Annotated in this window: 15 protein-coding genes; 6 read left to right on the forward strand and 9 right to left on the reverse strand. The window is 48.0% G+C overall.

Annotated features, from left to right (window positions below):
• Positions 1 to 96: 96 nt before the first annotated feature.
• The 6 genes from FN808_RS10860 to FN808_RS10885 form a co-directional block, all read right to left on the reverse strand.
• On the reverse strand, positions 97 to 1,767 hold the full coding sequence (locus FN808_RS10860) for a hypothetical protein (protein WP_142714624.1): 1,671 nt from the start codon (positions 1,765 to 1,767) through the stop codon (positions 97 to 99).
• Between the two features lie 107 nt (positions 1,768 to 1,874).
• The gene (locus tag FN808_RS10865) at positions 1,875 to 2,270 is read right to left on the reverse strand and encodes a (2Fe-2S) ferredoxin domain-containing protein (protein ID WP_142714625.1); all 396 of its coding nucleotides are present in this window, start codon (positions 2,268 to 2,270) and stop codon (positions 1,875 to 1,877) included.
• Between the two features lie 51 nt (positions 2,271 to 2,321).
• Entirely contained in the window at positions 2,322 to 2,792 is a 471-nt protein-coding gene (locus tag FN808_RS10870) for a hypothetical protein (protein WP_142714626.1), read from the reverse strand.
• A 121-nt stretch (positions 2,793 to 2,913) separates the two neighbouring features.
• Positions 2,914 to 4,509 (reverse strand): amidohydrolase family protein, encoded by a 1,596-nt coding sequence (locus FN808_RS10875; RefSeq protein ID WP_142714627.1) that lies wholly within the window; start codon positions 4,507 to 4,509, stop codon positions 2,914 to 2,916.
• A 99-nt stretch (positions 4,510 to 4,608) separates the two neighbouring features.
• A complete protein-coding gene (locus FN808_RS10880) occupies positions 4,609 to 5,070 on the reverse strand; it encodes a methylated-DNA--[protein]-cysteine S-methyltransferase (RefSeq protein ID WP_142714628.1) in 462 nt (153 codons plus the stop codon).
• Positions 5,071 to 5,076: 6 nt separating this feature from the next.
• Entirely contained in the window at positions 5,077 to 6,288 is a 1,212-nt protein-coding gene (locus FN808_RS10885) for a YaiO family outer membrane beta-barrel protein (RefSeq protein ID WP_185958355.1), read from the reverse strand.
• Between the two features lie 379 nt (positions 6,289 to 6,667).
• On the opposite strand from FN808_RS10885, the gene FN808_RS10890 reads away from it, so the two are divergent.
• The 6 genes from FN808_RS10890 to FN808_RS10915 all read left to right on the forward strand — a co-directional run bounded on the left by FN808_RS10890 (position 6,668) and on the right by FN808_RS10915 (position 13,347).
• Complete coding sequence (locus FN808_RS10890) at positions 6,668 to 7,132, forward strand: response regulator (protein ID WP_142714630.1); 465 nt, start codon at positions 6,668 to 6,670, stop codon at positions 7,130 to 7,132.
• Positions 7,133 to 7,212: 80 nt separating this feature from the next.
• Positions 7,213 to 7,533 carry a hypothetical protein gene (locus tag FN808_RS10895; RefSeq protein ID WP_142714631.1) on the forward strand — a complete coding sequence of 107 codons (321 nt, stop codon included), beginning with the start codon at positions 7,213 to 7,215 and terminating at the stop codon, positions 7,531 to 7,533.
• Positions 7,530 to 8,342 (forward strand): HEAT repeat domain-containing protein, encoded by an 813-nt coding sequence (locus tag FN808_RS10900; protein ID WP_142714632.1) that lies wholly within the window; start codon positions 7,530 to 7,532, stop codon positions 8,340 to 8,342. The genes FN808_RS10895 and FN808_RS10900 overlap by 4 nt, the downstream gene beginning before the upstream one ends.
• On the forward strand, positions 8,335 to 9,747 hold the full coding sequence (locus tag FN808_RS10905) for a glycosyltransferase family 2 protein (protein ID WP_142714633.1): 1,413 nt from the start codon (positions 8,335 to 8,337) through the stop codon (positions 9,745 to 9,747). Before FN808_RS10900 ends, FN808_RS10905 begins: the two co-directional genes overlap by 8 nt.
• Positions 9,748 to 9,910: 163 nt before the next feature.
• Complete coding sequence (locus FN808_RS10910) at positions 9,911 to 12,262, forward strand: M61 family metallopeptidase (protein ID WP_142714634.1); 2,352 nt, start codon at positions 9,911 to 9,913, stop codon at positions 12,260 to 12,262.
• Positions 12,263 to 12,471: 209 nt separating this feature from the next.
• Positions 12,472 to 13,347 carry a sensor histidine kinase gene (locus tag FN808_RS10915; protein ID WP_142714635.1) on the forward strand — a complete coding sequence of 292 codons (876 nt, stop codon included), beginning with the start codon at positions 12,472 to 12,474 and terminating at the stop codon, positions 13,345 to 13,347.
• Here FN808_RS10915 and FN808_RS10920 read toward each other — a convergent pair whose 3' ends face one another.
• From FN808_RS10920 to FN808_RS10930, 3 genes are all read right to left on the reverse strand, one after another.
• A complete protein-coding gene (locus FN808_RS10920; RefSeq protein WP_142714636.1) occupies positions 13,348 to 15,813 on the reverse strand; it encodes a serine/threonine-protein kinase in 2,466 nt (821 codons plus the stop codon). It abuts the gene before it with no gap.
• Between the two features lie 251 nt (positions 15,814 to 16,064).
• The gene (locus FN808_RS10925) at positions 16,065 to 16,913 is read right to left on the reverse strand and encodes an LEA/WHy family protein (RefSeq protein WP_142714637.1); all 849 of its coding nucleotides are present in this window, start codon (positions 16,911 to 16,913) and stop codon (positions 16,065 to 16,067) included.
• 569 nt (positions 16,914 to 17,482) lie between these two features.
• Entirely contained in the window at positions 17,483 to 19,711 is a 2,229-nt protein-coding gene (locus FN808_RS10930; RefSeq protein WP_142714638.1) for a TonB-dependent receptor, read from the reverse strand.

Genomic DNA, 19,711 nt, shown 5'->3' on the forward strand with positions numbered 1-19,711 from the left:
ATTTCGGGCCGGGTTTGTTAAAAGAGATTGAAACTGATAATTGTCGCAGTTTGTTTTTTGGTCCGGCAGGGTAGGCCCCCGGTGATACCGGGTTATTCAGTTCTTGATCGACTCCTTAATACCGCTCAGCAGGGATTTCCACCAGTAGTTGAAGATCGACTTTGTTTTATCCCGTTCAAAATCAATTCGCCCGGCCTGTATGCCGGTTTCGGGAGTATTGTTTTCACGCACAATAAAATTATTGGCCAGGAATGTTTTGAAATTTTCAAGCAGGCCGTACTGCTCGATCGACTGTTTATCAAGCACGGAAATATTTAAATCCTGGTAATTCATTACAAGGGTACCGCTGGATTCCTCTTCATTCAGCGTCATCTCGAATGTAAGGCTGTCGAGCCGCCCCCGGTCAATACGAACAAATGCAACGTGTTCCACCATGCTATTGAAGTGGGTGAGTGGCATTTGATGAAGTTTCCCGTTAATTCTGTGAAAGCCATTGCGAGTATCCATGGGAAAGGAAAAATGGACATCAAGTCGCCCGCTGCCCATGACACGCGTCTGGGTCTCCAGGGTCGTGGTGATGCCTGCTTTTGCCTCATCGGGGTAATTGCTGATATTTCGGAACATGGCGTCAGTATGTTCAAAAGTGATGGTACCGGCTCTCGGGGTATTACCTACATATTCGGAGTAAGAAATGAAAGCATTGTCAATCCTCAGGGAATCCATTTTGACGGGAATGTCGAGCTCATCTCTGAAACGAATAAACGAGAGCTTTTTGATGCTGGGCGGTCCGCCGGCAATACCGCGATTAAGATAATCCTTGAGGCTGGCATCGGTGATTTGACCATAACGGCTGTAAATACGACCGGAGTTGACAAAACGCCTGTAATCAAAGCCCTCCAGGCGCAGACGGGGGATCACAAGGTCAATACGGTCAATTGTACTGCCGTGCTGCCGTGCAAATTCCAGCTCGCCGTATTGGGGAATGAGCTGGAGGGAATCGAGGACGACATGCTGTTTTTGTGAGGAAAGGGAAAGGGTTTGGAAACGAATGGTATTCAGGCTGTCGGAAAGCTCTATCATGAAGTCGCGGACATCCATAGAGATAGCATCGGTAATGAAAGTGCGTCCGGAGGCCACGCTGGATGAATCAACCCGGATGTCGAAAAGGGAAAGGTTCAGCTCTCGGATGGAGGAAAGGGTATCCTGTGTGTGACTGAGCCTGCCCTGTCCTTCCTGCACGGTAAACTCACCGACTTCCAGTCCCCGGTAACGGTCCGGGAGGGCGGCGTAGATGGTGGAATCTACAGAAGAAAAAGAGCTGCTGCTGTCAGCCGTAGAGGGATCGGGATTTTTCAGGATCTCAATATCGGGTTCCAGCAGTCGAATGGTACTGATGCGGAGTTCATCCCCCACCATCGAGGAAATCACATTGACCCCCTCAATGTCGATTTTTCCGAGCGAACCCCGGAAAAGAAAGCCAGGAGGACGGGTGTTGTAAAATGCGGCTGTGTCAGCATCAATCTGAATATTGTTGACATGGGCCGTACCGGAAAAAACGTTAAGGGCCAGATTGTCGAAGGTGATGGTATAGGTGCTGTCGGATAACTGTTGCACTTCATTCTTAAGCCGTTGGCCGATGTAGTCATCGAGAAAAAAAGTGATTAGAACCTGGAGCAGAAGAAGGATAAGAAGCACGCCCCCAAGAACGTAAAGAAGTTTTTTAAGCAGCGGATGCATGCCGGACAAGGTGGGCCTGACTTTTGCCATAGACCATGGGGTTTATCAATGAATAAACGTTGGAACCGTAAACAGACGCTTTTGCCATTATCTTACCCGGTTCAGTGATGATAACCTAATGATAGGGCCCAAAGTTCCTATTGTTCCGCAGAGGGGATGTCAACTTCAATATGTTCGAACAGAGGCTGTTGGGCAAACATATACTTTTGTACCGGTTGCCCGCCGATCAGGTGTTCCTGGATAATCTGTTCCAGTACTTCCGGTTTACAGGAGTGATACCAGATGCCTTCCGGATAGACTACAGCAACGGGTCCTTTTTTACAGACCCGCAGGCAGTTTGCCTTGGTCCGGTAAATACCGCCTGCTCCATCGGGATCGAGTTCTCGCAGGCGGCTTTTGAGAAAAGCCCAGGCTTCAAGGCCGATTTCCTTTTTGCAGCATTTGGGCTTGGTCTGATCGGCACAGAGAAAAATATGGCGTTTGATCTTGCCAATATGGAGTTCCCTGGCCTTTTTACGGAGGCGTTTGTTCATGAAATAATAATATTTGGGTTATAAAGAAAGCTCTAAACCGATGGATCAGGATTAATTGATATACAGCCGCATACCCAGTCCTCCGGCAAAGAAAAAGCGGAAATAGGGACTGAAATCCAGGGTGGGGGCCAGCTCGAAAAAAGCTTCGAGATCCGAATCTTCAATCGAATACACCATACCGAGCGGTCCCCGTATTCCGCTGATAAAGTCATCGCCAGCATCGGTCCAAAGCAGGCGCATCCCCAGTCCGTAGTACAGCTGAAAGTTCTCGATATCCATGGGCCTGTGCTGCAAAAGATCCGTATGGAAGTATACTTGTGATATGTTTTCACCTGCACTGAAGGAGAGGGCGCCATCCAGTGCCAGTTCGTTACTGATCCAGACCTTGGCACTTAACCCGGTCGGGTCGTTGAGAATAGCCCCGACGCCCACACGGCCCGACGATTCCTGGGCATAGGCAGGGAGGGCCAGGGTAAGCAGGGTACCACAGAAAAGAAGAGTCAACAACGTTTTTTTCATCATTAGAGACACCGGATAGGTTTAGAAGTATGACAGTAACCGCAAGCGGTTGCTACTAGCTATAAGAAAAGGATTTCTGGGGAAATAATGAATCCTGTTTTGGCTGGCTGGGTGATTTTACCTGTCAATAGTCGAGGCCGGGCTGGGTAAGCTCATAATCGTTCCTTATTTTGGCCTCCTCTACCATCTGTTCCACATCATGGAGCATAGCCCGGACATCATAGATTATACCATCCTTGATCGTATAGGCTATACCGCCCTTGCGAACGATTTTATTCTGCTTATTGACATGGACAGCCCCCGTTCCATACAGGACTTTCAGGTTTTGCATGGGGTTGGCATCTACCAGCACCATATCGGCCAGCTTGCCCACCTCAATGGTTCCTAGGTCATCGGTCATGCCAAGTACTTCAGCTGCTTTCAGCGAAGCCGACTGAAAAATTTCAAGCGGATGAAAGCCTGCTTCACGGAAAAGTTCCATCTCCTGTATGTAGCCAAAGCCATAGAGCTTGTATATGTACCCAGCGTCGGAACCCAGGGTTACCCTTCCACCACGGTTCTTAAACTCGTTGACAAACGTCATCCAAAGCCGGTAATTCTGCTTCCAGAGCACTTCCTGCTCGGTCCCCCAGTTGAGCCAATAGGACCCGTGAGAGATACGGCTTGGCTTGAAAAATTCCCAGAGGGAGGGCAGGGTGTAGCGCTCATGCCATTCGGCCCGGCGTTGGGCACTGAGGTCGCGGCTGGCCTCATAAATGGTGAAAGTGGGATTAAGTGTGACATCCAGCTCCAGCATCTCATTCATCACACGGTTCCATTTTCTGCTATGGGGTTCGGCAGCCTGCTTCCAAAGTTTTCCTGCCTCCTCAAATCTGTGTTGTTCATTGTTATAATTGTAGTTATAAGGATAATCTTGAATTGTTTTATCTTCAAATAGGGCTTCCGGAATACCATACCAGTGAGTTATGCTTGTAAGCCCAAGCCGTGCTGATTCAAGCGCATTATTATAAACTACGCGGGTTTGGGCGTGGTGAGTCATGGTGCCCAGTCCCTGTTTGTTGGCCTCATCGATAGCTGCGGCATATACCGCTTTTCGGCTGCCAAAAAATTTGATGCCATCGGCTCCCCTGTCAGCAATCATCCGGACCCATTTTCGGGCTTCCGCAGGGGTTGTTATTTCCCCTTCATGACCCATTCCAAAGCCGACATAAGCAAACAGCCGGGGAGCCGTAATGGTGTTATTCTTACTGCGTTCTTTCTGTCGAAGGGTCCAGTCCATCCCGTTGAAGGAGCCGGGTTCCCGGACAGTGGTGATGCCATGAGCCATCCACAGTTTGTAGACATATTCCGCGGGGGTTCCCTGGGCTTCGCCGCCGGTATGGGCATGCATATCGATAAACCCGGGCAGCAGATACATGCTGCTGGCGTCAAGAACCTTTGTCTCCGCATTGTCCTGGGGACGTTGGCTCTCGTCAACAGGTATGCCGGGATAGCCCACGGACTGTACGGCCGCAATTCGATTATGTTCTATAACAATATCCACCGGTCCCCGGGGCGGAGCGCCCGTTCCGTCAATGAGTGTGACGCCGCGAATGATCAACCGCTGGTAAGGTCCTTCTCCCATGGAACGTTCAGGTGCTTCAGGCACCTGTGCAGTTGCGGCGACATTCAGCCCCGCAAGGAGGAGATAGGTTAACAGAAGAAAGCGAAGTTTCAGCATAAAAGAACTGTTCATTAATATGATAAAATAGCCCTCACCAAAATAGACATTAAACCGGGAGGAGATTGTAAAAATACATATAACAGAAGGTACTACAGCCTACAGCAGTAGGGCCCCTTCATGCCTGAGTAAAAAGCGTTTTCGAATGATGCCGCCTCCGTAGCCGACCAGATGCCCTTCAGCGCCAACCACCCGGTGACAGGGAATCAGAATGGGGATGGGATTTTGCCCATTGGCACGTCCTACAGCCCTCATTTTTTGGCTGTTGCCCAGATATTCAGCCACCTGTCCATAACTCACCGTCTGGCCATAGGGAATGGATTTCAGCATCTTCCAGACCTTCTTCTGGAAGGGGGTCCCCTCAGGCTGAAGGCAAAGGCTGAATTCCGTTCGCTTACCGTCAAAATATTCGGACAGCTCCTGTACCAGCTGTTCGATAATACCATTTGTAGTCTCCCGAGGGGAAGCAGGGACGCTGTCGAGAAAGCAGATCTTTCGCACGGCCTCCTGCGAAGCAGTCAGTTCAAGCCAGCCTATGGGACTTTCGTAGTAACCGGTCATACTTTATTAAAAACGATAAGAAACAAAGATATTAAAACTGTATTTTTCCCGGTTGTAGTTTGTAAATTGTTCGGACTCAAAGCCGATTTCTCCGCCCAGGTCAAAGTGCCGGTTAAGGGGATATTGGCCGTTCATCCCGATAGACCAGAAATTACGGGTTCGGAAATCGTCGGCGAATTCAATATCCGTGCCGGCTGATCCCATGCCGCCCTTGAGGCTCATATAAAATCGTTCCCCTCCGAAATATCGGCGTGCCAGTATACCCAGCGACTGCTGATTATCTGAGTCTGATGGTACCATATAGCCGCGAGTGGTGAAGAGATAATTTTTCCAGTACTTGCTCAGCGAAAGAATAAAGACCGAGCTCTGGGAGTTGGAAAAATCGAGGTGACGTATTCCGCCTTCCAGCACAAAGGAGCCCTGAAGTGTCTGGTACAGCGAAAGTCCCAGCCGGTAGCGGGGAAAAATGGCGGCATCGGAATAGCCCGCATTCAAATAAGCGTACATTCCTTTATATAGTGATGGATAGGCATCCAGATTGAACTGAACGCCGTCTAATGCAAAGCGGTTACCGTATTGCAGCCGTCCGATAACCGGGCCGACCCCTGTTTCACGGGAGAGCCGGAATTCCATGAAGTTCCACGGATCAAAATGTTGCTGGAATCGTTCGTGCTTGTAGGAGAGTGTAGCCCTGTATTTGAGCTGCTTCAGCTGAACACGCTGCAGTTGCCGCCTCGCTTCTAAATTTGAATCGCGGGCCAGAATTTCACGGTATAATTGCTCGGCTTCATTATAACGCTCCAGTTCACTGAGCAGGGAGGCTTCGGTGAGCATAAATTCGGTATTTTCCGGATAATACTTCAGTGCCTGATCGGTCCATCTGAGTGCAGTTTCGGGACGAGCTGCCCACTGTTCGATATCAATGATGGATGTCAATGCCCGCTTGTTGTCAGGATCTTTGATTAGAATGTAATGAAGTTCCTTGCGTGCTTTTTGGTAATGCTTTTCCCACGCATGGAGGTTGGCGATAAAGATGCGAATGCCATGATAATCCGGACTTTGTTTAAGAGCCTGGTAGGCCAGTTGTTTGGCTTTGTGATAGTTGTTTTCCTCAAAGGCGGCATGCCGGGCTTCCCTGAAGCGTTGACCGGTATTGGTTGTACTCTGCTGTGCATGGGTAGACAGAGGGCTGGTGGCTGTGACGAGCAGCAATAGCACAGATAATCTGATAGACCGTCCATGAGTTATAAAATAATTACACATAAATCGATTAGATATGAAATTTGCCATCATTATTCATTTACAATGGGTCATAGACTTACCTATCAGACAGCGTATTAAAAATCAGGCGAAAAATACAGCTAAACGGGGACAGAATCTATTGCAGCATTGAACATAAAACTGATCTAAATAATATTTAATGTATATGATGGATTATCTATTTTTGCTTCATATTTAATTGCAGCAGGCTTCAAAAGGTGATTTCAGCTTATGGTTTTAATGGATCATCATGTTTTGAAGCAGGAAGGATACAATTACTTTGTCATTTATATTCATTACTTTATTAGTCGTTGGCATATAAATTCTAAAGGGTAATATGGAACGAATCAATAAGCTAAAAAAAGCCATTCATAAAACGTTACTGGATAAAAGCAGTGAAAGCATGACTGTTTCTGAAGATAATCCCATCAAGGTGCTGGTTGTTGATGATGATGAATTGACCCGCAAGCTTATTGTCCGGCTGCTGGAGCGGAATACCAAGGCTCAAGTGACCTCCTTAAGTAATGGCATAGAAGGGCTGGAATACATCAAGAGTCATTATCCGGATCTGGTAATCCTGGATCTCATGCTCCCGGGCATGACGGGATTCGAAATATTGCAAAAGATGCGTGAAGAAGAACTGCTGGAAAAACATACCAAGGTTATCCTGGTTACGGCCAAGTCAAGACCCGAGGATGTTGAGCGGGGATTTGAGCTTTCAGCCGATGAATTTATTTCCAAGCCTTTTCAGCCGCAGGAGTTTATAGTCCGCATTAAAAAAGTGTTAAATAAAACAGACTGATAAAGCTGATGCCGTCTCTGTCCATAGATTTGATATATGCCATCCTCTGGACATTGACAGGGTTGTTGACCCTGATTTTCATGTTTTTGCTTGGATATACCTTCTGGACACGAGTACAAAATAAGTATTGGAACAGTTATCGAAGGAAATTTCGTGACAGTTACGGACCGAAGATTTTTGCTTTTCTGGAAGGCAATGCCGGACAATCTGAGGCTGATGCGTTGATTAATAAATTAAACCGGGCAACTCGTGATATATCTTTTTTCCTTGCAATGCTCAAGGAGATGATCGAAATAGTAAAGGGAGAGGAACGCGAAAAGTTAAATATTTTGATTGAGCACCCCCGGTTCATTGATTTCTTCCAAAAAAATTGTTTTCCCGTTCTAAAAGGGATCAGTTGAAAGGCTGTAAATATTTCAAATACACCAGCGCCGTTAAAGGACGGGTGGCGGCACGGCTGATAACTATCAGCAAATCAACAAACCTGGTAGTGGCCTATTGTGCCACAAAAGCCCTGCAGGCGTCAGAGAATTTGTCGATCCGGCAAAATGGACTTATTCGTTTTTTAAAACGCGATGATGTATCAGACCTCATGGTGAATGATCTTCTGCATTATTTTCACCGCGACAATGTAGCGTATTACGATGAAATTGGGAAAAGTCTCAAAAACATTTGCTATGATGAATCCATAACGGCTGAGAAGAAAAAAGTTATCACGCTTTACATGGCAGATCACAATTTTTTCAGCCAGGCCGATTTCCTGCTAAATTCACTGGAAAAGCGTGAATACAATCGTGCCAATGCTCCCGTAATCACAGGGCTTATTGAAGCGCTGGGACGGCTGCATGTCAAGGAAGCGGCTCCGCTAATCAAGGAGTATTTGAATACGGCAGAGACCTCCCTGCAAATTACCTGTGTCCGGGCACTGGGCCGACTGGGAGGTGAAGAAAACCTGCTTTTCTTATTGAACTCCATACTTCGGTTTGATTTCACAGTACGGAAAGAGATCATAAAAGTTCTTGTCAACAACTCAGAAGCGGGCATCCCCCTTTTGCTCCAATTTTTGGATGTAAACCAAAAGTTTGTTTCTTATTCGAGAGACCAAAGTGAATTGACGATAGAAATGGAAGAGCTGATACGTAAAATTAGAAGTACGGCAAGAGGCATCCGGATACTGCTGCCTGCCAAAGTCGTCAATAGCCATGGATGACTGGAGTATAAGGGGGATTGCTGAGTGGACCATTATCGGTTATTTCCTTATTTTTAACAGCACCTATCTGCTTTTGGTGATCAGTGCATTAGTGCACGTCAGGAAGCAGCTTTTTCACAGCGATATTGTCCAATCCTTCGGGCTTTTTAAAACCAATTTTTATAGAAGAATCAGCATTCTTGTGCCCGCATACAACGAGTCGGGCAATATTATTGAATCCGTGGAATCTCTTCTGAAACTTCACTACCCGGATTATGAAGTGATCGTTATCAATGACGGCAGCAGTGATGCCACGATGGAGCAGCTTATTTCTCATTTTGATTTGCAGGAGACGGAGCTTTTTTACGAAGAATCGGTGGATCACAAGACTGTCAGAGCCATTTATAAATCACCGGAATTGTCGCCCCTGACGGTTATTGATAAAGAAAACGGGGGCAAGGCTGATGCCCTAAACGCGGGGCTGAATGTATCCGATAGTGACCTGATCTGTTCCATCGACGCTGATTCACTACTTGAAGTAGATGTACTGCAAAAGCTTATCCGCACTTTCATTCAGCATAAAGACACTATCGCTGCCGGCGGTATTGTGCGTGTGGTCAATGGCTGCAAAATGAAAAACAGAGAAATACAGCAGATTCATGTCCCCAAAAGTTTTCTGGGGAGGCTTCAATCTGTGGAATACCTGCGGTCTTTTTTATTCGGCCGGGTTGGCTGGGATTATTTAAACAGTTTGCTCATCGTATCCGGGGCATTCGGAATTTTCAAGCGAACGGCCGTCCAGGAGGTAGGTGGCTATCTTCCGGATACGGTAGGTGAGGATATCGAGCTTATTATTCGGCTTCACAGCCATTATCAGGAACGGAATACCGATTATAAAATACGATTTCTGCCCGAACCTATTTGCTGGACGGAAGTGCCCGATGATTATACGAGCCTGAAAAATCAGCGCAACCGCTGGCATCGAGGCCTGGCCGATGCCATCTGGCGTCATCGTAAGATGCTGTTTAATCCAACCTATGGATATATTGGGATGTTCATATTACCATTCTTCCTGTTTTTCGAGCTCCTGGGGCCCATTGTCAGGGTCGGCGGATATGGATACCTGGCGATGCAATTTTTTACTCCCGGCGCCCTTGATACCTCTTTTGTGATATTGTTTTTAAGCGCTTCTATTATCTACGGCATGATTGTGTCTCTTATTTCCGTGCTGGCGGAAGAGTTAACTTTTAAAACGTACAGCAGCTACAAAGACATTTTGGTACTCATTCTGTATTCCTTCCTTGAAAATTTAGGGTATCGGCAGGTTCACGCATGGTGGCAGCTGCTGGGGCTGTTTGATTTTTTAAAAGGCAAAAAAAGCTGGGGGAAAATCAATCGCAGGGGCTTTAAAGATAACAACGCATAGCGTCATAATTTATTTATTATCCCGCGGATTATTGATCTGGTTCAGTTTTCTTATCCTGAATAACTGGCATTTCCAGTGATATCTAAAATTTTGTGTGGGCTGTAACTTTGCTTCATCTGTTTACGTAGCCTCCATAAAACGAAACCGGAACCAATTATTGCTTATGATTGTGAAAGATTACATTCCTTATTTTTTGACCCTGCTTGTTATCGTGACCGCCGGCACGGCCCGTGCGCAGTCCGAAAGCTACCATTATCATATAAACCTGAATGAAGTGGTCGATGATCAGCTCCGGGTGGATCTTGAGACGCCAGAGATTGAAGAGCAATCAATTAAATTTTATATGCCGAACATCATTCCGGGAACCTACCGGGAGAGCAATTACGGGATGTTTGTAAGCAGGTTAAAAGCCTATAATGAGGCAGGCGGAGAACTGCCGGTGAACCGGCTTGGCAAGAATGAATGGGAAATTCAACAGGCCCGCGAGATGCAGCGTCTGAGCTACTGGGTGGAGGACACCTACGATACCGAGAAAGAACACAAGGTGTATGGAATGTCCGGAACCAATATCCGTGCCGGGGAAAATTATGTCATCTACAGTTCGGGCTTCTTCGGTTATCTGGAAGGACTGAAAGAGGAGTCTTTTGAGATTAACTTCACCAAGCCCGAAGGCTTCTATGGAAGTACAGGGCTCATTCCGGTGCATACGACCGCGACCGGGGAGACCTATCGCACGCGCGATTATGATATGCTTATTGACTCCCCCTTTATGTTTAACAGGCCTGATACAACCATTATTGATGTTGCGAATGCCGAAGTTCTTGTTTCAGTCTATTCTCCAACCGGCAAGGTGACGTCCAAATTTCTGGCTGAACAGTATCGCCCACTGCTGCAAGCCCACAAGGAATACCTGGGCGGTAAACTGCCCGTCGACAAGTATGCTTTTATCATGTATTTCGAAGAACCCTCAAAAATTCAGTCCGTAACGGGAGCCCACGAGCACAGTTACTCCAGCTTTTATTATGTTCACGAGATGCCTCAGGAGCAGATCGCCCCCCTTTTAACCGATATTGCCTCCCATGAATTCTACCACATTGTTACACCGCTGAATATTCATTCGGGGGAGATCGCCTACTTTGATTATAATGAGGCGGATTTATCCCGGCACTTGTGGCTCTATGAGGGAGTTACAGAATATGCTTCGCACCATATACAGGTGGTTAACGGGCTGATCTCCAACGAGGAATTTGTAAAGCGGCTGGAAGATAAAATCAACCGTTCCAAGCAGCGCTACGATGACGAGCTTCCTTTTACAGAGCTGAGTGAGTTTGCGGCGGGCAAGTACAACGAGCAGTATACCAATGTTTATCAGAAGGGAGCACTGATTGGGGCAATGCTGGATCTCAAAATTATAGAATCGACAGGCGGAGTTATGAATCTGCAGGATGTTATTGACAAGCTGAGTCAGCGGTATGGGAAGGACCAACCGTTCGAGGATGCGGACTTATTTGATGAAATAACGAGTATGACGTCGCCGGAGGTGGGTCGTTTTTTTGAGAAATACGTAGCCGGCCCTTATCCACTGCCGCTTGAAGGACTGTTGGGCAAAGCCGGCATTGCGATGGTTCATGTCAGAGGGGAAATGGCTCCCAGCTTCGAAGTTGAGGCCCTGGGTTATGATGCGAGTGAGAACCGTATGAAGGTGGTCAGCACGGACAAGTTGAATGCTTTTGGCCGGGCGCTGGGCCTTCGGGAAAATGACCTGCTGATCAAGATGCAGGGGGTGGATGTTGATCCGATGAAAGGAAAAGCACTGATGGACAGCCTGAGTACAACCATAGCAGAAGGGGATACCGTCAGCTGGACTGTGGAACGATTACAGGAAGACGGAACCACACGACAGCAGATGCTGCTGCGGGCCCCGATGACCATGGTCAAACAAAAGGATCGGTATGAGTTGTCTCTCATGGATAATGTTACCCGTGAACAAAGCGTACTGCGCGAGCAATGGCTGAATCCGAATGCGCCCACAGCCGATCCGGTGGACGTCGGCAGTATCAATGGCATCATCCGGGCCATGTATGATGTTATCTCGGGCCCTGCGGGGGAGCGCGACTGGGAGCGCTTCCGTTCGCTTTTTAAGCCGGGAGCAAGCATGGGGGCTTTACACTCCGACAAGAAAGGGACTCTGCAGTATACAGCGATGACCCCGGAGGAATACCAAGAGCGGAATCATCCATTCTTCATGGAAAATGGATTTTGGGAAGAGGAGTTGGCCCGGGATGTCTTCCGGTTTGGAGAAATAGCTACTGTACAGACTGCCTACGAGTTCAGGATCGCCGATGACGGTGAAACCAACGAAACTGCATCACAGCGAGGGGTAAACAGTATACAGCTGGTTTACGACCAGGGACGCTGGTGGATTACCAGTATTACCTGGAATACGGAACGGGATGATAACCCTATTCCCGAAGATCTGCTGAGCCAAAAAATTCCGGAGGGTGGAACTCAGTAATGCTGCAATCGGTTTGTGGCACCGTACGACAAGTAGATCATCTCAACGCCTCAGCAGATAAATACAGATTTGATATGAAGCCGTAGATACTCTGAATGTCCTGATTCAAAATTCCATGACAGATTCCGTCGCTAATGATGTATGCAAGTACAAGCATGATCTGGCCAGGCACATGAGGGTCTTGTATTTTGAGCGTTATTTGGTCCCCAGTGGATAATACACATTCGCAGGAAAGGCGAGAAGCGGTTTTAGAAACGTTTAATCGCCATATCAATTACCTGGGGGAAGCGGTTCGGCTTAACAGCACAGCGCTTTTTGCCAATTACCTGGAGTGGATTGATGGAATGCTTCGGGAACAAGAGACACCTGGAACGGACTCACAGGAAACGGTGAAGTTGCTGAAGGATCAGATGCTTGGCATGGCTGCTCACGACCTGCGAAATCCCCTTACAGTCATTCAGGGCTGTGCTCTGTTCCTGATGGAGGATGATGAGAACCACCATCTTTTTACTGAGGATCAGTACCAGTTTATCAGGGAAATCAAGCAGTCAAGTGAATACATGGTAGAGATCATTGAGGATATGTTAGATATTTCAACGTTTGAGTCTGGGAGTATATCCCTCGAGCTGCAAGAGCACAATCTCAATGAATTGATTGAGCGGGCCGTCATGCTAAACCGTCCTTCAGCACAGAAAAAAGATATCAGGATAAGTGTTGAACTACCGGAGCTACCGATCATTAAGAGCATAGATGTGCATAAATTTCAGCAGGTATTGGACAATTTATTGTCCAATGCCATTAAATATTCGCATCCCCGCACAGAAGTTCAAGTGTTTATCGAAGGTACGAGCAGCAGCGAAGTTCTTATTATCGTCCGAGACCAGGGGCAGGGGATACCGGAGGAGGAAATCGCCGACATATTTGAGCCCTTTTCAGCATTGAGCGTCAGGCCGACTTCCGGTGAGAAAAACACGGGACTTGGACTAACGATTGCCCAGAAAATTGTTACTGCCCACGGCGGAACCATAGAGGTAGAAAGTGAAGTGGGAAAGGGATCGGCATTTTATGTGAGGTTTCCACGGTAATTATTCCCAGAAGTCGGACAGGAATTTTTCCCAGCGGTTCCGGTTGTTTTCATAGACACGTTCCAGATCCGAAAGAATATCCTGGTAATCCCTGTTCTGGTGCATCGGCTGCCATACGGGATTTTCCGCTACCCAGGGGTAATTTTCATATCCCAGGTAGATGGCCTTGCGAAGCCAGTGAAGGGCTTCCGTGGCGTTGTCATCCACAACAAAATACGAGGCGAGGCGGAACGCCATCTCACAGTCTGTGGATGCAATGGTCAGCAATTCATCGGTAATAAGTTCATGAGCCTTTTCATGCTGCCCATTCCTTACATAGCACATTGCCAGGGTCGGATAGGTGACGCGCCGATTGGGATCCTCGGCGATGACGGATTCGAGTATGGGAATGGCCTTTTCGTAACCGCCCTCACGAAAATAAAGATAGCCCTCGGTCGTACGCAGCAGTGAATGTTTGGGCTCCAGAGTCAACCCCTTATTTACTTCCAGCCAGGCCAGATCCATCTGTCCCAGATAATGGTTTAGCCGTGCTCTTCTGTTGTAAATCTGGGTGGCTCCCGCAGGATTCTTCTGAAGAGCCATCCCCAGCAGTCGCAATGCCTCCGTGTGGAGTCCGTCCAGCTGAATGATGATACCGGCACCCAGTAACACTTCGGAATTACGGCCGTTATTTTTCAGCAGGTACTGTATGTCTCGCCGGGCTTGTTCTTTTTCACCCCGCCACAGGTAGGTATAGGCCCGTTGCAGCTTTGCCTCAACATTGTCAGGGTCCAGTTCAAGGGCCCTTTCCAGGTGCCGCTGCGCCTTCATAAAGTGGGTGGGGCCCCCGAGACCGTTGGTGACATAGTTGAGGTGGGTACGTCCAAGCCCTCCGTGGGCAGCGGCAAAGTCGGGGGCTTTCTCCAATACCTCTTCAAATTTTGTTTGTGCCTCCTGGAGATCCTTGGGATTGTTTGACCCCCATAAAAAACGGGAGAGCAGGGCCTGTGCTTCCAGGTACTGTTCGGAGAGATCCAGGGGCAGGTGGTCCATAGAGGTTTTTTCCCGGTGTGCCTCAAGTTTGCCAAGGTTAAAAAGGGCCTCGAAAATGTCGTCCGATATTTCGCCCTGCACCTTCACAAGGTCGAAAGAGGGGACCGAAATGGTATTGCCGGCCTGAATGGTCTTGGTGGCTATTTCGATGAGCTGCCAGTTCAGGGTAAACCCCTCTTCAGCGGTAAAGAACGACCCGGTTAGAACATACTCCGTTTCAAGTTTATGGCCCGCTTCAATTTCATCAACGGATTGATCGGCAAGTGACAAGAAGGTACCCGGGGGACGTATGGCTACGGAGGCATTCTGGGAAAGGCGCGTGGCTATGGCATCGGCCATGGCCAGCCCGAAATACCGGTTCCGCTTGTTTCCTTCGTCCTGTTTAAACGGCAGTACCGCAATGGAATTCGCAACGACGTCTGCCTCATCCTTCTGTAAAAAAAATTCGGTAAGCATGGAAAAGACGCCGGTACGTTTGTCTTTACCTTTTTCCCTGCTTCCCGGCTGCCTGGGAGAAGGAGAGGGGAGCAGGGCCGTTTGCTCGCCGGGAATCATGCCCTGTTCAAAATCCATGCTCTTCATGAGCATTTTAAGTGCTTCATGGAGCTCTGTAACCGATTTAAAACGGTTGGATGGCTGTTTATCTATCGTTTTAAGAATCAGGCTGTTGAGGCTACTGGGAATTTCTTCACGGTAAACCCTGGGTTCTGTGGGCTTGCTCGAGCGAATGGCGTGGATCAACAGGGATTGTTCGTTGCGAGCGGGACCCGAAAAGGGATGATGACCGGTAATAATCTCATAGAGGATAACTCCCATCGAAAAGATATCAGACTGTTTACTGCTCCGCAGGGTTACAAATTGCTCAGGAGCCATATAGGCTGTTGTGCCAAAACGTGAAGACTGGAGCTCATCACCCTCTGTTGCCAAGGCCCGCTCTTCCGGTTCATCCATCATTGAAGAGGCAGGCGATTCTCTTCTTCTGGCAAGTCCAAAGTCAAGGATCTTGACCAGTCCACCATCTGTTACCATGATATTGGCGGGTTTAAGATCACGATGCAAAATATCAAGCCTGTGGGCTTCAGCCAGCCCATCGGCAATCTGAATACTGATAGAAAGGGCAAACTGCAAATTAAGCGGTCCACCGGCGAGCAACTCCTCCAGCGTGCGTCCCGGAACGTACTGCATGACGATATAGGGTCGTTTTTCAAATTCCCCAACCTCATAGATGGCACTGACATTGGGATGCTGAATGGCCGAGGCTATACGGGCCTCTTCGAGGATGCGTTCCCGAATATGTTTGTCGGTCGCCCGTTCCGGATGTACAATCTTTATCACCACCGGACGCATGAGCTTGGTATCGGTGGCATAATAGACCGTCCCGTGTTGGCCTGCACCCAGTTTGTATTCTATGTTGTAGTGGTGAATGCTGTCCATATATCGTTCGTATAGGTTTTAGGGTCCGCTAAAGTTAGCTACAAATGAAATTAACTTCTAGCCGGGCGGCGGTTAAGATAGACTTGCTTTTCAGACCCTGAGCGGATGTTTGGTTTCATTCATACCCTGCCCTGCCAAAAATACATTTGGAAACGTCAGCATTAAAGTATTAGTATGACGTAAACCGATCCCCAAAAGATCTTATTTGCTCATGAAAACCCGGGGCTGATTACCATCAATCAATTCATAGGCTAGTTGATGGAAAGTTGTCCCGATCGATCAAACGTAAAGTTGGTACTGCCCAGCAGTTCATGAAGGGCATTGAAATTGAAGGTTCCACGCAGCTGGTACTCGAGCGACTCTGATCCTGACAGTATACGATATCCTGATCGGCCGATCTCGGAAAGATTCAGGGAGAGGGGAATCGTCAGCTGTGTTGTTCCATTTTCCCGAATCGACACATCCTGCAACGCCATTCCCTCTGCCCACGGTCTGCCATTTACAACCAAGTCGTAAGTGAGTTGATTGATATCAAATCCAATGCCATTGGGATTGTCAAAAGCAAGTTGGAGTGCCAGATCAGCACTGCTGAAGCTCAAATTTTGAACCTTCAGGTTTTGAACATTTATCCTCGGTAATTTTAAAAGGGGGAGGGAGCCTTCTTTCCGTACGGGTATCTCCGTAGCACCGAGGACCGGCAGATCAAACCGAAGGTGACTCAAAAAATTATAGGTGGTTTCATCCTGGTCTGACAATCCTGAAATAGCCTGGTATACATCGGAAAAGTCAAGCGTCATTGGCACCTGAATGATGCTTTCCCCGCCGGCATCAATATCAACCTGTTCTGTTTGATCTCCTTTAATAAAAGAGCTGCCGTTTAGATCCAGATTGTAGTCATATCCCAGCATCTGCAAAGCCACGGCATTGGGGTTTTCAATTTTGATATCATATATCAGCTGCATTTGATGGAAATTAAATCCGGTTACCCTGACATCATCGACAGAAAGGCGGGGCTTGTCAATACTGCTGGCCAAGTCCTTGATTGTTTTACAGCTCATAATAAGCAGGGGGAACAGAAAAAGGATCGTATATTTTCTCATAACAGGAAAAATAATCTGCAATAGCTGAAATGTAAAAGTATTAGATTATCTGTGGTAAGTCGTATTTCGTATATAGAAAGAACTTACATATGTTCAGCGACTAAACACAACTGCAATACCATACGCAGAGAACAATTAAAGTACTTCGTGATAAAAGCTATACCTTGCTAACCATCTGATGTTCCTGATGATATGGGATTTTATAAAGTTAGATTCTACCACGATAAAAAAACTGCCGCGGGGGACGAGTATATCCTTCATCCCTTCTCTGCATACTGCATTTGGGCAACCATAAAGGGAACATGCTTTTACTGCAATAGAATAGACCATGTGGAAGTGTTTCATGAGCACCGAAAGGCGCAGTTTAACAAGGGATCAATGACCATACCGGGGCCTTGAGCCTGAATCCGTGTTCTTCATCAAACAGGTATTGGATGAAATATAATGCTTGGGGCCTGCATTTAGGGACCCTGAATGGAAGATCAACTGCCTGGCAACGTCCCTCCCTTTATTTGAACCTCCATTATGACAGCCGAGTTAAACTCCGGATATTGTATTACCATTAAAACCTAGAAATACATTCTGTACAGTATTGATATATTTCGTGCAGGTTCCGGCATTAGCTCCTTGATACGCGAGAGATGATTCCGGTAGGTAGTATTGAAAATATTGTCAGCATTCAACGAAATGGTATGGAGCAGGCGGGCCGACTCAAAACGATATTGTCCGAAAAGCCCTGCCACAGTATACCCACTGGTGGGGGTCTCAAAATCGCCTGTACGGTCCTGGCGATCGGCAATTGTTATCTTTCCACCCAGATGAAAGCCGCCACTGGCGTATTTTAAATTAATATGTGCCTGAAGGGGGGGGATCATGGGGAGAGGCTGCCAGCCAGCAGTTTCTATTTCTCGCTGGGCATGGGTGTAGCTCATAGATCCGGTGAGGGCCCAGTGATCCCAAAAAGATACCTGTGACGAAAATTCAATTCCCCGGAACCGTGCATCAACTCCGGAAAACTGGTAGACATTGAGCGAGGGGAACCGGGCGCTTTGTTGGCCGGTGTTGCGGGGGTATATGTAGCCATTAAAGGAATTATGATAAACCCCCACCTCTGCAGTTGCGGATGAGCTTTTGTAGCAGATAAACAGTTCTTTTCCCAGCCCGCGTTCTGGATTAAGATCGGGATTACCAACCTCGTAGGAGTACGAGGCCAAGTGTGGTCCTTCCGAGTAGAGTTCCTCTTGGGAGGGCGGTCGAAAGGAGTGCATGAAGGTTGCCCCTGTAAAAAAACCGCTGCCAATATCATAGATTGCTGATGCAGAGGTTGCCAGACCGTAAAAGGTCCGCTCGCGAATCCGACCGATGGAAGACTCATATTGTTCCTCCGGGGTGGCCCTGGAAAGTTCGAAACGTGCACCAACTTCCAGGTGAAGTGCCCCGATATTTTTTTCTTCTATGGCAAAACTGGCCAGGCTGTAGGCATCTGAGCCAGGGGTCTGGGTACCATCTACGGCGTAGTCTTTGGCTTCTCCCCAAAAGCCTATTTTTCCTTGCTCTAAAAACCCCCATCGCTGGTGCCGTACTGCAACCTTTGCATTGGTGGTCAATAATCCATATTCCGTACCGATTTGTCCGTCCTCTTCAAGCTCCCTGTGGTAGTAGTTTTTGTACGAAAGGTTCGCCTGCACTGATTTAAACACGGGATTGTCAAGCGTTATTTCCGCTCTGCCTTCTGTTTGATATTTACGAACCTCAATATTGACACCATGCTCATGTCCGCCTGCTGGATCTGGTGGGATACCATAGTTCGTCAGATACATGCTGCCAGCCAGGCCTGCATAGCCCCAGGGATGTATAGAACTCAGTCCCACGGAGTTGTTGGTGGAAAAAATATCGGAATTTTGAAGGCTTCCCTCCGGGGTTTTAAGGTTCTGAGCGGAACGAAGATTGCCATCAAAATTGAGCGCGAGACTGCTGCCCAGTGGGATCCCGGCATTGACTGCAGCTACACCGCCGGTATTTACGGACTGCCCCTCCAGGCTGGCTGTTCCATGCAGGTGGTCGGGCAGGGTAGGGGAAATTTGGTTGCGAACAACATTGATAACTCCGCCGATGGCATTGGCGCCGTATTCGAGAGCGGCGGGTCCACGGGCGATTTCGATCTCTTCGGCAGCCATGGGGTCCACTGTTACGGCATGATCCGCCGATTGTGAAGAGACGTCCCCCGTTCGTTCCCCGTCCTGTAGAATAAGCAGCCGCTCACCACCAAGTCCGCGGATGATGGGCCTTGCCGGGGCTGATCCCATCGACCGTGAACTGATGCCGGGCATCTCTTCCATCGTGGAAGAAAGCGTAGTGCCCAGGTTCTGACGGAGATCTGCACCCTTAATGGTTTTAGAGGCGTGTTCGAGGTTTGCCGAGGATGCATGGTCTGCGGTCCCAATCACTTCCACTGCCTGAGCATTAAGTACCGATGGCCTCAGGGACAGGGTCAAGGCCGTGGTTTCATTGCTATTTACGGTGATAACCTGTGTAACAGACTGGTAGCCTATACGGGATGCAGAAAGCGTATATTCACCTGCGGGAATGTTATTAAAAGTAAAAGCCCCATCACCATGGGCCGTTATGGCGCGATCCAGTTCTTCAAGGTAGAGATAAACGAAGCCGAGAGGGTCTTCTGTTTCCCGGTCAATTGTTTGGCCTTTAATGGTCCCGCGGTTCCTGTCTGCTTGTGCATGGGCCGGGGATGAAAAAACAAGGGTGATACTAATGGAAAGAAAAAGAGTTATATATCGCAT

The organism is Fodinibius sediminis (genome assembly GCF_900182555.1).
Classification (GTDB): Bacteria; Bacteroidota; Rhodothermia; order Balneolales; family Balneolaceae; genus Fodinibius; species Fodinibius sediminis.

Coding starts and splice junctions, on each gene's coding strand:
- FN808_RS10860 (WP_142714624.1), bottom strand. CDS start 1,767: ATGGCAAAAGTCAGGCCCACCTTGTCCGGCATGCATCCGCTGCTTAAA.
- FN808_RS10865 (WP_142714625.1), bottom strand. CDS start 2,270: ATGAACAAACGCCTCCGTAAAAAGGCCAGGGAACTCCATATTGGCAAG.
- FN808_RS10870 (WP_142714626.1), bottom strand. CDS start 2,792: ATGATGAAAAAAACGTTGTTGACTCTTCTTTTCTGTGGTACCCTGCTT.
- FN808_RS10875 (WP_142714627.1), bottom strand. CDS start 4,509: ATGCTGAAACTTCGCTTTCTTCTGTTAACCTATCTCCTCCTTGCGGGG.
- FN808_RS10880 (WP_142714628.1), bottom strand. CDS start 5,070: ATGACCGGTTACTACGAAAGTCCCATAGGCTGGCTTGAACTGACTGCT.
- FN808_RS10890 (WP_142714630.1), top strand. CDS start 6,668: ATGGAACGAATCAATAAGCTAAAAAAAGCCATTCATAAAACGTTACTG.
- FN808_RS10895 (WP_142714631.1), top strand. CDS start 7,213: ATGTTTTTGCTTGGATATACCTTCTGGACACGAGTACAAAATAAGTAT.
- FN808_RS10905 (WP_142714633.1), top strand. CDS start 8,335: ATGGATGACTGGAGTATAAGGGGGATTGCTGAGTGGACCATTATCGGT.
- FN808_RS10910 (WP_142714634.1), top strand. CDS start 9,911: ATGATTGTGAAAGATTACATTCCTTATTTTTTGACCCTGCTTGTTATC.
- FN808_RS10920 (WP_142714636.1), bottom strand. CDS start 15,813: ATGGACAGCATTCACCACTACAACATAGAATACAAACTGGGTGCAGGC.
- FN808_RS10925 (WP_142714637.1), bottom strand. CDS start 16,913: ATGAGAAAATATACGATCCTTTTTCTGTTCCCCCTGCTTATTATGAGC.
- FN808_RS10930 (WP_142714638.1), bottom strand. CDS start 19,711: ATGCGATATATAACTCTTTTTCTTTCCATTAGTATCACCCTTGTTTTT.